The organism is Pelagibacterium limicola, assembly GCF_015694405.1.
Lineage (GTDB): Bacteria > Pseudomonadota > Alphaproteobacteria > Rhizobiales > Devosiaceae > Pelagibacterium > Pelagibacterium limicola.
The window spans coordinates 359,822-373,047 of the sequence record NZ_JADQDB010000005.1 but is presented as its reverse complement, the minus strand read 5'-3'; the positions used below and the strand labels follow the sequence as shown (position 1 = coordinate 373,047).

The 13,226-nt window shown below is 61.9% G+C and carries 9 protein-coding genes; 6 read left to right on the top strand and 3 right to left on the bottom strand.

Features of this window, described 5'->3' with window-relative positions; genetic code table 11:
- Nucleotides 1–148: 148 nt before the first annotated feature.
- Entirely contained in the window at nt 149–1,552 is a 1,404-nt protein-coding gene (gene ahcY / locus I2G20_RS12560; RefSeq protein WP_196260052.1) for an adenosylhomocysteinase, read from the bottom strand.
- Between the two features lie 407 nt (nt 1,553–1,959).
- Here ahcY and I2G20_RS12555 point away from each other — a divergent pair, with 407 nt between their 5' ends.
- The gene (locus I2G20_RS12555; RefSeq protein WP_196260051.1) at nt 1,960–3,378 is read left to right on the top strand and encodes a DEAD/DEAH box helicase; all 1,419 of its coding nucleotides are present in this window, start codon (nt 1,960–1,962) and stop codon (nt 3,376–3,378) included.
- A 49-nt stretch (nt 3,379–3,427) separates the two neighbouring features.
- Here the strand turns inward: I2G20_RS12555 and I2G20_RS12550 are convergent, their stop codons facing one another.
- Together I2G20_RS12550 and pobA are read right to left on the bottom strand one after the other, a co-directional pair.
- Nucleotides 3,428–3,943 carry a DUF2937 family protein gene (locus I2G20_RS12550; protein WP_196260050.1) on the bottom strand — a complete coding sequence of 172 codons (516 nt, stop codon included), beginning with the start codon at nt 3,941–3,943 and terminating at the stop codon, nt 3,428–3,430.
- Nucleotides 3,944–4,041: 98 nt separating this feature from the next.
- Nucleotides 4,042–5,211, bottom strand: coding sequence for a 4-hydroxybenzoate 3-monooxygenase (gene pobA / locus I2G20_RS12545; protein WP_196260049.1), 1,170 nt, complete (start codon nt 5,209–5,211; stop codon nt 4,042–4,044).
- A 61-nt stretch (nt 5,212–5,272) separates the two neighbouring features.
- On the opposite strand from pobA, the gene I2G20_RS12540 reads away from it, so the two are divergent.
- The 5 genes from I2G20_RS12540 to I2G20_RS12520 all read left to right on the top strand — a co-directional run bounded on the left by I2G20_RS12540 (nt 5,273) and on the right by I2G20_RS12520 (nt 13,224).
- The gene (locus I2G20_RS12540; protein WP_246473051.1) at nt 5,273–6,184 is read left to right on the top strand and encodes a helix-turn-helix domain-containing protein; all 912 of its coding nucleotides are present in this window, start codon (nt 5,273–5,275) and stop codon (nt 6,182–6,184) included.
- 108 nt (nt 6,185–6,292) lie between these two features.
- Complete coding sequence (locus I2G20_RS12535; protein ID WP_196260048.1) at nt 6,293–7,675, top strand: mechanosensitive ion channel family protein; 1,383 nt, start codon at nt 6,293–6,295, stop codon at nt 7,673–7,675.
- A 100-nt stretch (nt 7,676–7,775) separates the two neighbouring features.
- Nucleotides 7,776–10,028: a putative bifunctional diguanylate cyclase/phosphodiesterase gene (locus tag I2G20_RS12530; protein WP_196260047.1), complete on the top strand. Its 2,253-nt coding sequence runs from the start codon at nt 7,776–7,778 to the stop codon at nt 10,026–10,028.
- Between the two features lie 189 nt (nt 10,029–10,217).
- On the top strand, nt 10,218–10,670 hold the full coding sequence (locus I2G20_RS12525) for a TspO/MBR family protein (protein WP_196260046.1): 453 nt from the start codon (nt 10,218–10,220) through the stop codon (nt 10,668–10,670).
- Between the two features lie 412 nt (nt 10,671–11,082).
- Nucleotides 11,083–13,224, top strand: a complete 2,142-nt coding sequence (locus I2G20_RS12520; RefSeq protein WP_343070339.1) for a methyl-accepting chemotaxis protein — start codon at nt 11,083–11,085, stop codon at nt 13,222–13,224.
- Nucleotides 13,225–13,226: the final 2 nt, after the last annotated feature.

Below are 13,226 nucleotides of genomic sequence, written 5' to 3'. Positions count from 1 at the left end.
CCGAATCACTAAACCATACAGGGCCGCCGAATCGGCTCCAAGTCTCAAAGTAGGGTATTTAAGGCAAATCTTATCTTTTGGCGGTCAGCCCCGCCGGGCGGCGATGTGCGCTGTGGAAAAGAAGAGGGGGCCGCCGGCCCCCTTCTCGTCAGTAGCGATAGTGGTCGGCCTTGTACGGCCCCTGCTGTGGGACACCGATATAATCGGCCTGCGCCTTGGTGAGCTTGGTCAGTTTTGCGCCGAGCTTTTCGAGGTGAAGGCTCGCGACCTTCTCGTCGAGATGCTTGGGCAGCACATAGACCTTGTTTTCGTACTTGCCCTTTTGCGTGAAAAGCTCGATCTGGGCCAGCGTCTGGTTCGAGAACGACGCGCTCATGACAAACGAGGGGTGCCCGGTGGCATTGCCGAGATTGACCAGCCGCCCTTCGGACAGCAGCACGAGCTTTTTCCCGTCGGGAAACTCCACGAGATCGACCTGCGGCTTGACGTTGGTCCATTTGAGATTGCGCAGGGCCGAGACCTGAATCTCGTTGTCGAAGTGACCGATATTGGCGACGATCGCCATGTTCTTGACGCGCCGCATATGGTCGAGCGTCAGGATGTCCTTGTTGCCCGTAGCGGTGACGATGATGTCGGCACGCTCGATATCGTCGTCGAGCGTCACCACCTCATAGCCGTCCATCGCCGCCTGCAAGGCGCAGATCGGGTCGATTTCGGTGACCATAACGCGGGCGCCGGCGCCGCGCAGCGATTCTGCCGAGCCCTTGCCCACGTCGCCATAACCGCAGACGATGGCGACCTTGCCCGCCATCATGACGTCCGTGCCGCGCCTGATGGCGTCGACAAGGCTTTCGCGGCAGCCATATTTGTTGTCGAACTTGGACTTGGTGACACTGTCGTTGACGTTGATGGCCGGGAAGGGCAGTTCGCCCTTTTCCTGCAACTGGTAGAGTCGCATCACCCCGGTCGTCGTTTCCTCGGAAACGCCTTTGATCGCCGCGCGGATTTTTGAATAGAAATTGGGGTGCGTGGAAAGCCGCTTCCTGATCGTTGCAAAGAAAATCTCTTCTTCCTCGTTGCCCGGATTGTCGAGCACAGAGGGGTCGGTCTCGGCCTTGGCGCCGGTTAGGACGAGCATGGTTGCGTCTCCGCCATCGTCGAGAATCATGTTGGGTGTCCCGCCGTCACCCCATTCCATCATGCGGTCGGTAAAGGCCCAGTATTCCTCGAGCGTCTCGCCCTTGTGGGCAAAGACAGGTATGCCTGCCGCGGCAATGGCTGCGGCCGCATGGTCTTGGGTCGAAAAGATGTTGCAGCTGACCCAGCGTACCTCGGCGCCAAGCGCGGCAAGCGTTTCGATCAGCACCGCGGTCTGGATGGTCATGTGGAGCGAGCCGGCGATGCGCGCGCCTTTGAGGGGCTGTCTTGCAGCATATTCGGCGCGGATGGACATCAGGCCGGGCATCTCGATTTCGGCCATTTCGATTTCCTTGCGGCCGTAACCGGCAAGCGAAATGTCCCTGACGGCATAGTCGGTGAAACTGGCGCTCATAGCGGATCGCGCTCCCAAATCTCGTGTGTACATTGCTGATGGAGGGCTTATACGCGCTGGGACGGGCAGTGACAACATGGGATATAAAGATTCATTTATATCCCGTTTCACTCGCTGGATTCGCAATTGTCTTGCAATCTGGTCGTCTTTGCCTCATATGGTGCCCATTGCTGCCGCCAAATGAAGCGGCAGATGGACTTCTCTTCTCTTGTCCTCTTGGCGGTGAGCGGCGAAGTCGGCCCGAAAGGCGAAATGCTTTCCGGGGTCGAGCCAGCACCCGCGCGATTTTTCCCCATACCAGGGTCGCCCGTTTGCACCTGTTTATTCCGTCGGCGTCCTGGACGGCCGATGGCCCGCGCGCTGGATTGTCCTGCGCGTCCACGCGCCCGTGTGGCGCAGAAAGATATATGACTTTGACCGATTTTCAGTCACTGGGCCTTCCGGCCCTTCTCACCGACAGCCTCACGGCCGCCGGTTTTATCGAACCGACCAAGATCCAGGCCAACGCCATCCCCAAGCTCCTCGAGGGCCGGGACATGATGGGTATTGCCCAGACCGGGTCGGGCAAGACCGCAGCCTTCGGCCTGCCGATTCTTGCCGCGCTTCTCAACCTCAACGGCCGTCCCAAGCCGATGACCACGCGCGCTCTCATTCTGGCACCGACGCGCGAGCTGGCCGTACAGATCGATGAGAGCCTGCGCAAATTCGCCGGCGCGAAAATGAAGCTCGACACCGTCCTCCTTTTAGGCGGTGTCTCGCGCTACCATCAGATCAAGCGTCTCGAGCGCGGCGTCGATATCACCGTCGCCACCCCGGGCCGCCTCAAGGATTTGATGGATGATGGCAAGATCAGGCTCGCGGGCACCAAATTTCTGGTGCTCGACGAGGCCGACCGCATGCTCGACATGGGCTTCATCGTTCCCGTGCGTCAGATCGTCAAGGCCATCGGCGCCGAACGCCAGACCATGATGTTCTCGGCCACGATGGCCCCCAATGTCGCCGATCTTGCAAAGAGCCTCTTGCAGGACCCGGTGCGTGTCGAGGCCTCGGTCGCCGGCTCGACCGTCGTCAAGATCGACCAGCGCGTCATCCTCTCGGGGACCAAGGCCAAGCGCGGCGTCCTCAATGAACTGCTTTCGAGCAGCGAGGAGAACATGGAGCGCGTCATCGTATTTTCGCGCACCAAGCATGGCGCCGACCGCGTAGCCAAGAACCTTGCGTCAGACGGACATAGCGCAGCCGCCATTCATGGCAACAAAAGCCAGAATGCGCGCCAGGCCGCACTCAAGGGCTTCACCAAGGGTTCGGTCCGCATTCTGGTGGCGACCGATATCGCCGCGCGCGGCATCGACGTCCCCGGCATCTCCCACGTGGTCAATTACGAGCTGCCCGACGACCCGGAAAACTACGTGCACCGCATCGGCCGCACCGGCCGCAATGGCGCTTCGGGTATTGCCATCACGCTCTGCGACGCGACCGAGCGCGGCAAGCTGCGCGATGTCGAGCGCCTCATCCGCCTGACCCTGCCGGTCACGGGCGATCTCCACACCGCCAACCACACTGGCGTTGTCGAGGCACCGGTGTCGGCGAACAGGGCCCCCAAACAGGGCCGTCCGGCCGCACGCGATGGCCAAAAGCCAAGGCAGCCCCGGCAGGAGCGGTCTGGCGACGGCCGCGGCTCGTCTTTCACCGACCTCGCCAATGCGCTTGGTAAGGGCGGCGAGCGCCACAAGCCCTCTGGAGCGCGTCCGGATGGCCAGAAGTTCCGCGCCCGGCGCGGCAAGGGCGGTGGCAAGCCGAACGCCCGGGCGGCAAGCTGGGCCTGATCGCAAACCGCACAAGGGTGTGGGCCGGCAATACCGGCCCGCACCCCGGTCAGCGTATCCGGACCTTATCGGCCTTGCGCCGCCTGCGGAACGGAACCGCAGCCAGTGACCAGCTGCCCCATAACAGTCCGTAGCCGAGCCCGAACCCGACCGCGGCGAAGGTCAGGCCTTCCATGGTCACCGGAACGGCCGGCCGATAGTCCTCGAGCGCGGCCGCCCCCACATCGGTGTCGAAATACCGCGCCATTGCGCTCACTTGTTCGATAGGTCCGGCATTCCGGAGGGCGTCGCGCTGGGCCACCAATTGTTCGTGTCGTTCAAAGATCACACGCATCGAAACGCCGCGATCGACGAGAAAATCGTCCGGGCTTCGGCTATACCGGTCCAAACCCTCCGCGCGCGTCAGCCCGCTTGCCGCCGCGTCGTCGTCGAAACGGGCGATGACGGCCGAGAGCTCGTCGATCGCGCCGCCCAGGCGCTGCGCATATTGCTGCGAATATTCCGGGATTTGGGAAATCCCCGCCGCGCCGAGAACCGCCCCAGCAAGACAGATCAGCCGTTTCATCCAACCTTCTCCGACGCCCCACCGGCATCCTCGCTATCATGGGATGGAGGCCGGAATTGGACAATAGGACGCGGGAAGTCCGAACGCGGTTTGAAAACTCAGGGCTTGAACCCCGTATAGTTCTCCGCCAGCGATTGCCGGGCAATGCGCGAGGCGCGCAGGTAATCGAAATCTGCGCGCTGGATGCGGCGCCCGAAATCCCCGCTGTCGGGGAAGGTGTGGAGAAGCTGGGTCATCCACCACGAGAACCGCTCGGCGCGCCAGGTGTTTGTCAGCACCCGCGCCGAATAGGCGTCGATCCCGGCCTTGGACTTCTCCCCGTAATGCTCGGTGAGAGCTTCGGCGAGTACGGCGACGTCGTGGATCGCCATGTTGAGCCCCTTGGCCCCGGTCGGCGGCACGATGTGTGCGGCATCTCCCGCAAGAAAGAGCGAGCCGAACCGCAACGGTTCGGCGACAAAGCTCCGCAAGGGGGCGATGGATTTTTCGATCGACGGGCCGGTCTTGAGGTTTTCCGCAATCTCGGGGTTGAGCCGGGCGCGCAACTCGTCCCAGAAGCGGTCGTCCGACCAGTTGGCGACATCCTCGCTTGCGCTGACCTGGACATAATAGCGCGAGCGCGTCTCCGAGCGCATCGAACAGAGCGCAAAGCCACGCGCGTGATGAGCGTAGATCAGCTCTGGCGCGACGGGCGGCTGATCCACGAGGACACCGAGCCAGCCGAGCGGATAGATGCGCTCGAAATTGTGGATTGCCCCCTTGGGCACCGAAGCGCGCGTGACCCCATGAAAGCCGTCGCATCCTGCAATGAAATCGCAGGCGATTTCGAAGCTCTGTCCGTTCTTTGTGTAGGTAACGCGAGGCGAAGCACCGTCGAAATCGTGCGCCGCGACGTTCTCGGCCTCATAGATCGAGACCGCGCCGGTTTCCGCGCGCGCATCCATCAGGTCGCGCGTCACTTCGGTTTGGCCATAGACCATGACCTTTCGGCCAACGAGCTCCTCAAAATCGATACGCAGCATGTCGCCATCAAACGAGAGCTCCACCCCGTCATGAGGCAAGCCCTCTGTATCCATGCGCGCGCCCACGCCGATTGCGCGCAAGACGTCCACCGCGCTCTGCTCGAGCACGCCTGCGCGGATGCGTCCCAGTACGTATTCGGGGCTGCGCTGCTCGATCACGACGGCATCGATGCCCGCCCTTTCGAGCAGGCGCCCCAATGTCAGCCCGGCCGGCCCGGCCCCGATGATTGCAACCTGGGTACGCATGAACGCCTCCTCCGCGTATACATTTTCCACGCAGTTTTGCCGCGTCATGACGGTTCGGCCAATGGACAGGGACGACAAAGTGTTGGATTATTTCAACATGAGTTCGATCCCGACCTATGCCCTCTACGGAGAACAGCAAACCAGCGCCGAGCATTGGCTGCATTGGGAAACCATCACCTCGCGCTCGCGGCTCTATGGCTTCCGCATCGCCGCCCACCGCCATGAGGAGCTTTACCAACTCCTTTATGTCTCGCGCGGGCGCGCCTCGGTGATGCTCGATGGCGAAACGTTCGAATTGTCCCCGCCCGCCGTCATCGTCGTTCCCCCGCTCGCGGTGCACGGATTTTCTTTTTCCCCCGACATCGAGGGGCTGGTGCTGACCTTTTTTGCCCGCGACGTTCGCAACGTCATGGCCGAGATCGGTCCGGAGACCGTCAGCCTTATGCGGCCGGGTGTGCTGCGGCCTGTCGAAGGCGTTGTCGACCCGCTCCATCTCGATAGGCTGGTGACGTTGCTGATTGCCGAGGCCGACCACGCGGCGCCCGGGCAGAACGCGGCACTCAAGGCGCGGCTGACCTTGCTTCTCGTCGCGTTGCTCCGCATAGACCTCGCCGCCCTGCGCAATGCGCGTGAGGAAACCGACGTTTCGGCGCGCCATGCCCGCGCCTTCGTCGCGCTGGTCGACCAGCACTATCGCGACACGCGCAAGATCGGCTTTTACGCCTCGCGGCTCGGCATTACCCCCACCCATCTCAACCGCGTCTGCCGCCAGATTTTCGGCAGTTCGGCATTGAGCGTCATAGAGCGGCGCATCGTGCTCGAAGCGCGGCGCTACCTGCAGTTTTCCGTTCTCTCGATCAAGGAAATCGGCATCCTCCTGGGATACCCCGACCCTGCCTATTTCTCGCGTTTCTTTGCCCAGCGGGTCGGCCAGAGCCCCCAGGCTATCCGCAACGCCATCAGTTCGCGCTGAGACGGGGATAGGGGCGGGATCGGTAATCCGCGTTCCTCCCTTTTCCCCCGCTGGCGGCCGTTTCCCATTGGGGGTGGAACGCCGGTTTCGCCTTTCGCATTTGAAGGTATGCCGCACCCAGTCGCCACGCTTGCCATCCGTCCCCTGCCGAGGCTGCTTGCACTCATTTTTCTAGTATGGGTGTCCCTCTCCGCCGTCTTCGCTCAGGAGGGTGGGCCTGAGATCACCGGCGACCCGGAAACGGGCCAGCCCGCCGGTATCGAGAATGGTCTGCAGACGGACCGGGAAAACGCCCTGGAGATGCGGCTGACGCAAATCCTCGTTTCGACCGGGTGGTTCCGCGACATCGAGATCGATGTCCAGCATGGCGTGGTCACCATCGATGGCATCACCGATACTGCCGAACACCGCGCCTGGGCGAGCACTTTGGCCGAACGGATGGAGGGCACGGTCGCTGTGGTAAACCGGCTTGCGATAGGCGCCGACTTCCAGACGGCGCTCGAGCGCATGGGGGGCGAACTGGAGCGGCTTGCCCGCCGCGCCGAACAAACAGCTCCCCTTGCCATTCTGGCGATAGCCATCGCTGGCGCGACCTGGCTGCTTTCGGCCCTCGTCGCACGCGGTGCGCGCCGCGCATTGGCGCCCCGTATTCATTCCCCCTTGCTGCTTGGCGTCGTCGTGCGTCTCATCTCTTTCCCCGTCCTGCTTTTGGGCATCTATTTTGTCCTGCAGGTGGCGGGGCTGACCCGGCTTGCCGTAACCGTGCTGGGCGGCACCGGCATCGTGGGGATCATTGTCGGCTTTGCCTTCCGCGACATCGCCGAAAACTTTCTTGCGAGCCTTTTGCTCAGCGTGCGCAATCCGTTCAAGACCGGAGACCTGATCGAAGTGGCGGGCCAAACCGGCGTCGTCCAAAACCTCAACACGCGGAGCACGGTCCTGCTGACGCTCGATGGCAATCACGTCCAGATTCCCAACGCGACCGTTTTCAAGAGCACGATAACCAACTTTTCAAGCACACCCACGCGGCGCGCCGAGTTTCTCGTCAATATCGACCAGGGAGCCTCGGTCGCCGAGGCGCAGGCCGTGGTGTTGGCGATCCTGAGGGAGCACCCGGCGGTCCTCGAACACCCCGAACCTCTGGTTCTGGTGGACAATCTGGGGGCCGCCAATGTGGTGCTGAGGGTGAGCTACTGGTTCGATGGGCGGACCTATTCCCCCGCCAAAACGAACTCGGCGCTGTTACGTCTCACCAGAAACGCTCTGCTCCGACCTTCCCCGCAATCGGGCCAGGAGGCGCGCGCCGCCCAGCCGAAAGTCCCCAACCGGGATAATCCCCTGCCTTCCCCGCCGCCCAGGCCGGGCAGTGGAGCCACGGATGCGGGGGAGGTGACGGCCGGAGAGGGCGAACTCACCAATGAAATGCGTGAAGTGGAAACCCAGGTCGAAGGCGAGATCCCCGAGGCCGCCGAAAATCTTCTCAAGCCCTGAGGGCCGCAAGGAAAGCCGATATACCCGCGATCTGAGGGGCCAGCGATAAGCCATCTTTAAGGCCTGCTGAGGCAATCTGGGGTTCTCCTGGAGTTGTTTCATGCCATCTGCCATCTATCACTCGGCCCACTTTGCCCAAAGGGTGGCCCTTCCGGCGCTGACCAGCGTGGCATTGCTCGCCGCGCTGGTGGGGATGCTGCTGATATGGGCTGGCCGTGAAGCCGACGAGGTGTCGGTGGCCAGGCAGACGGCCCTCGCAAACGTCGTGGTCGGCAAGTTGCGCGAAACCATTGCGCATGATCAGGAAAGTGTGACGGTCTGGGACGACGCTGTCCTGCGGGTCCAGGAGGAGGATGCAACCGAATGGATTGAATACAATCTGGGCCGCTGGATGCACACCTATTTTGGCCACGACGGCGCCTATGTGCTCGATCCGGCCGATCACCTGATCTACCAGTATTCTGTTGACGAAAGCGCATCCTATCTCGATACCGAACGCCGTGCCGCGCCGCTTGTCGCGGACCTGCGCCAAAGGCTCCGCGAAGGGGACGATACCGGGCTTTCCGATCGTATCCTGAGCCAGGGTGCCTCTGATATCACGGTTGTGTCCGGGCGACCTGCCCTCGTCAGCGTCAAGCCCATCGTCTCCGATACCGGCGACATCGAACAGGTCACCGGTGCCGAGTATCTCCATATCGCCGTGCGGTTTCTGGATGGCGATTTCCTGGATACCTTGGCGGGGGATTATCTCTTCGAGGCGGTGCGTTTCGGCTGGGATGAACCGGTGTCGGATAGCGATGTCGCCCTGCCCTTGCGCGCAAACGCCGGAGAGCCGGTAGGATATCTGATCTGGAAGCCTTACCGCCCCGGCGCGGAGGTGATTGCCAAGGTTGGTCCGGTGGCCACCGTGGTGGCGGCAGCGGTCTTTTCGCTCATCCTGGGCCTTTTGTTCGTATTGAACCTGCGCTCGCGCAAGCTTGCCGAGCGTGACGCCCGCATGCGCCACCTCGCGCACCATGACCCTCTCACCGACTTACCCAATCGCGCCCTGTTCGACGAACGGCTCGAGACCGCCCTGAAAGAGCGGTCTCCCGGCAGCGCGGTTGCCGTACTCTACCTTGATCTCGACCACTTCAAGCAGGTCAACGACACGTTGGGCCACCCGATCGGGGACGCCGTGATTGTCGAATTCACTGCAAGGTTGGGCACCCTGATCGGACCAGGCGATACCCTGGCGCGCCTTGGTGGTGATGAATTCACGATTGTGATGCCCGCTCTGGCCACCGAGGAAGCGGTGACGTACCTCTCGGACCGGATCATCGATGCGGTGCGGCACCCCTTCAATATCGAGGGGCAGCAGGTGTTTGTCGGGGTTACCATCGGTATCGCCCTTGCCCCTCGCGATGGGCAAACCCGCACCGATCTCTGTCGCAAGGCCGATATTGCGCTTTATCATGCCAAGGGCGCAGGACGCGGCCGCTACGCCATCTTCGGGCCCGAGATGGATGCGATGCTGCAAGCGCGGCGTGAAATGGAGCGTGACCTGCGGCTTGCCTTGCAGAGCAACGATCAACTCGAGGTGCATTATCAGCCCCTCGTGAGCGCCGCTTCTCAGAAGATGATCGGGGTGGAAGCCCTGTTGCGCTGGCGTCACCCGATCAGCGGCTGGTTGCCGCCCGATCAGTTCATCCCGATTGCCGAGGAAAGCGGTTTGATCGAGGCGGTGGGGGATTTCGTGCTGCGGGAGGTCTGCAAGGCAGCGCGACGCTGGCCCAATTTGTCGATCGCCATGAACGTGTCCGCCATTGAATTGCGCAACCCCGCCTTTGCCGCCAAAGTGGCCGCGCGCGTGCTGGAAGCGGGCGTTGACCCCGGCCGGCTCGAGCTGGAGCTGACCGAAAGCGCTCTCACCGACGTCCATGGGATCGCGGATCAGAACATAAGGGCGCTGAGGACACTGGGTGTGCGCATCGCCCTTGACGATTTCGGCACCGGTTTTTCGTCCTTGAGCAGGCTCCAGACCCTCGAACTGGATCGGATCAAGATCGATCGCAGCTTCATCGATGGCGTGGGGCGGACGAATGGCGACGAGGCGATCGTTCATGCCATCGTCGAGATGGCCCGGGCCCGCGGCCTGAAAACCACGGCCGAAGGCGTGGAAACCCTCGAACAGAGCAGCAAGCTGATGGTTATCGGCTGCGACGAATTGCAGGGCTTTTTGTATTCGCGCGCGGTACCGGCCTCGGGTATCGACGCACTGCTCGCCGAGGGACCCGCTCGGGACGCTAAGGCTTCGGGTGTCGAACTCCAAAATCCCACCGGTCTATCGCTGGCGCCTGGCGGCGCGGTGTGAATTCCGCGCGGTCCCCGCGGGTTCCCTCTCCGTATGTCTCTCGGTTGGTCCTCTTGAGTGGGCTGCGCCTTGCGGCCCGGGCCGATAGCTGAGATCGGCGGATAAAAGGGATCGAGTTGGCGGGTTCGCCGTTGGTAGCAGTGATGGGACAAAAAGGTCCCGACCTCAATCGACCAGTGGCGGAAACGCATGCGTTCGTGGCTCTTGCTTGCCGTATTCATTATCGCGGTTATCGGTACAGGTTCGCTCCTCGGCATTGTTACCGCGCCGGGGCCCTGGTACGCCGCGCTTGAAAAGCCTTGGTTTACCCCGCCCAACTGGCTGTTCGGCCCGGTATGGACGGTGCTTTATCTCCTGATCGCCATCGTTGGTTGGCGTGTGTGGAATAGGCCTGGGCTCCCGACCCTCAAGGGGCTCTGGGTCGTCCAGATGGCGCTCAACTTCCTCTGGTCACCGGTGTTTTTCGGCGCCCAGGCGATTGGGCTGGGGGCCATCGTAATCCTTGCCCTATTGGCGGCGATCCTGGCGTTCATAGGGAAGGCTTGGACTCGCGACCCGGTGAGCGCAACGCTTTTCGTGCCCTACGCCGCTTGGGTCGGCTATGCCTCAGCCCTCAATATCGCGATTTTCCTTCTCAACTGACCCAGGCTTTGCGCTTTTTTGCCTCGCGGCCTGATCGCAACGCAGTGACGGAAGGTCAATGTTCGGCTGTACAGCCTTGTCGCGCCGAAAACTTGTGATCCACGCCGCACAAACGGCGTCGAAGCCGGTATGTAAAAGGGGCGCAGGATTACTGTAACAGGGATAATTTATGTTTAAGAGACGACTAATGAACCTTAAACTAAATTGACCCAATAGTTAATAGTCCTGCATGACGGCAATATTACTTATATATTCAAATTTTACTACAACATGTAACTTTAACTGAGACTGAACGACTCATCGTGCTCCTGCGTTCAGTCGAAATTACTAGACCGCCAACTTAGGTTTAACTTGCCATTAGCACTTTCCGCCTAAAATATTAGATCATCGATGCTATTGCTTGGAGACTCGCGTGACGCTCAAGAAACAATTGATTTTGGTGCTCGGCGCCTTGATCTCGATCAATTTGGCCCTCGTCGCCGCGAGTTTCGTCATGACGCGCACCAACCTTGCGGCGGTCGACAGCCTGGTCGAAGAGAACGTCGTGCCCCTCAGCCGTCTCAAGGCGGTAGCCGACGCTTACGCCGTCGCCATTGTCGATAACGCCCATAAGGCACGGGCCGACCAGGCCCACCTCGCCGATGCCCCAGCGCATATGGCGCGGGCGATGACCGAGATCGCCGCCGATTGGGACCTTTACCGCTCGAATCTCCAGCGTCCGGCAGAAATCGAGCTGGCGGGAGCGGTGGAAAGCGCGATGTCGGCGGCTGCCGCGCCGCTGGATCGGCTCTCGGGCATCCTTGCGGGCAAGGACATGCCAGCCTTGGTGCAGTTTATCGAGCGCGAGCTTTATCCGGCCATCGACCCCATCAGCGATGCGGTAAGCGATCTCATCGATTACAACGTCGAGGCCGCGTTAGTGGAACAGGCGCAGATCGACCGGTTCGGTTCGCTCGTCCTGATGCTGATAGGGGGCATTGCGCTTGTCGTGCTCGGCGTGTCGGCCTATGCGGCGCGCGTGACGCTCGTTTCGGTTGCCCGCCGCCTCACGACGATGCAGATGACGATGGCCTATATTGCCGCCGGCAATGTTGACGCAGTCGTCCCCTATACGGACGACAAGGACGAAATCGGGAGCATGGCGCTGGCGGCCGAGCGTTTTCGCGCCAACGCCGCCCGCATCGTGGAAACGGCGGAAAAGGAGCTCGAGGCGGCTTCAGCGGCGCTCGATACGGGCGCAAAGCTCGACGCGGTATCGCGGAGTCAGGCGATTATCGAGTTCGAGCCCGATGGAACCATCATTACCGCCAACGAAAATTTCTGCCGCGCCCTGGGGTACGAGCTTTCCGAGCTCGTCGGCAAACATCACCGTTTGTTCGTCGACCCCGCCTATGCTGCGTCCTCTGATTATGCCGAGTTCTGGAAGCGTTTGGGGTCGGGGCAGTACGATGCGAGCGAATACCCGCGTATCGGCAAGGACGGTCGGACGATCTGGATCAATGCGAGCTATAACCCTGTGTTCGACCGTGCCGGCCAAGTGGTCAAGGTGGTCAAGTTCGCAACCGATGTTACGGCCCGCAAGCAGGCAGTCGACACCGTCGGCGCCAGTCTGGCAAGCCTTGCGGAAGGCGATCTGAGCCATACGATCGACATGACCTTCCCCGCCGAACTCGAGCCGGTGCGCGCTGCCTTCAACGAAACGGTGGGCCGGATTTCCGAAATCGTCGCGCAGCTCCAGAACACCTCGCGCGCCCTGCGCACCGCCACCGGTGAAATCCTTGCAGGAGCGAACGATCTCGCCGAGCGGACCACCCGCCAGGCGGCAGCAGTCGAGGAAACCTCGGCGGCGGTCGAACAGCTCGCAACGACCATCACCGACAACGCCGAACGGGCCGGTTCCGCCAGCGAGAGTGCCCGCGCTGTTTCGGGCCTTGCCAACGAGGCGGGCGACGTCATGTCGCGCGCAACCGATGGCATGGAAGCAATCGCAAGCTCGTCGAGCAAGATCTCCAACATCATCGGCATGATCGACGATATCGCGTTCCAGACCAACCTTCTGGCTCTTAACGCCTCGGTCGAGGCGGCACGGGCCGGCGAAGCGGGCAAGGGTTTTGCGGTTGTCGCGATCGAAGTGCGCAGGCTCGCCCAGTCGGCGGCGACGGCCTCGAGCGAGGTCAAGGCGCTCATCGAGAAGTCGAGCCAGCAGGTAGGGGCCGGTGCCAAGCTCGTGTCCGAAGCGGCCTCGCGCGTCGCTGCAATGCTAGACGGCATCAAGGAGAACGGTCGCCACATCGAAGCCATCGCCAGCGCGACCGCCGAACAGGCCAGCACCCTCAAGGAGGTAACGGTGGCCGTGCGTCAGATTGACGAAATGACCCAGCACAATGCGGCGCTCGTCGAGGAGACCAACGCCGCCATCGAGCAGACCGAAAGCCAGGCCGCCGCGCTCGACGCCATTGTCGACGTTTTTGAACTGGGCTCGGACGATACCCGTCCGGTTCGCGAGGACGCGACCGTCAAACCGACGCCCGTGGGCCTAAAGCGGGTAGGCTAGTC

What these genes read in the sequence shown, in the direction of transcription:
- I2G20_RS12530 (WP_196260047.1), top strand. Translation starts at nt 7,776, where the DNA reads ATGCCATCTGCCATCTATCACTCGGCCCACTTTGCCCAAAGGGTGGCC.
- pobA (WP_196260049.1), bottom strand. Translation starts at nt 5,211, where the DNA reads ATGCGTACCCAGGTTGCAATCATCGGGGCCGGGCCGGCCGGGCTGACA.
- I2G20_RS12555 (WP_196260051.1), top strand. Translation starts at nt 1,960, where the DNA reads ATGACTTTGACCGATTTTCAGTCACTGGGCCTTCCGGCCCTTCTCACC.
- I2G20_RS12535 (WP_196260048.1), top strand. Translation starts at nt 6,293, where the DNA reads ATGCCGCACCCAGTCGCCACGCTTGCCATCCGTCCCCTGCCGAGGCTG.
- ahcY (WP_196260052.1), bottom strand. Translation starts at nt 1,552, where the DNA reads ATGAGCGCCAGTTTCACCGACTATGCCGTCAGGGACATTTCGCTTGCC.
- I2G20_RS12550 (WP_196260050.1), bottom strand. Translation starts at nt 3,943, where the DNA reads ATGAAACGGCTGATCTGTCTTGCTGGGGCGGTTCTCGGCGCGGCGGGG.
- I2G20_RS12540 (WP_246473051.1), top strand. Translation starts at nt 5,273, where the DNA reads ATGGACAGGGACGACAAAGTGTTGGATTATTTCAACATGAGTTCGATC.
- I2G20_RS12525 (WP_196260046.1), top strand. Translation starts at nt 10,218, where the DNA reads ATGCGTTCGTGGCTCTTGCTTGCCGTATTCATTATCGCGGTTATCGGT.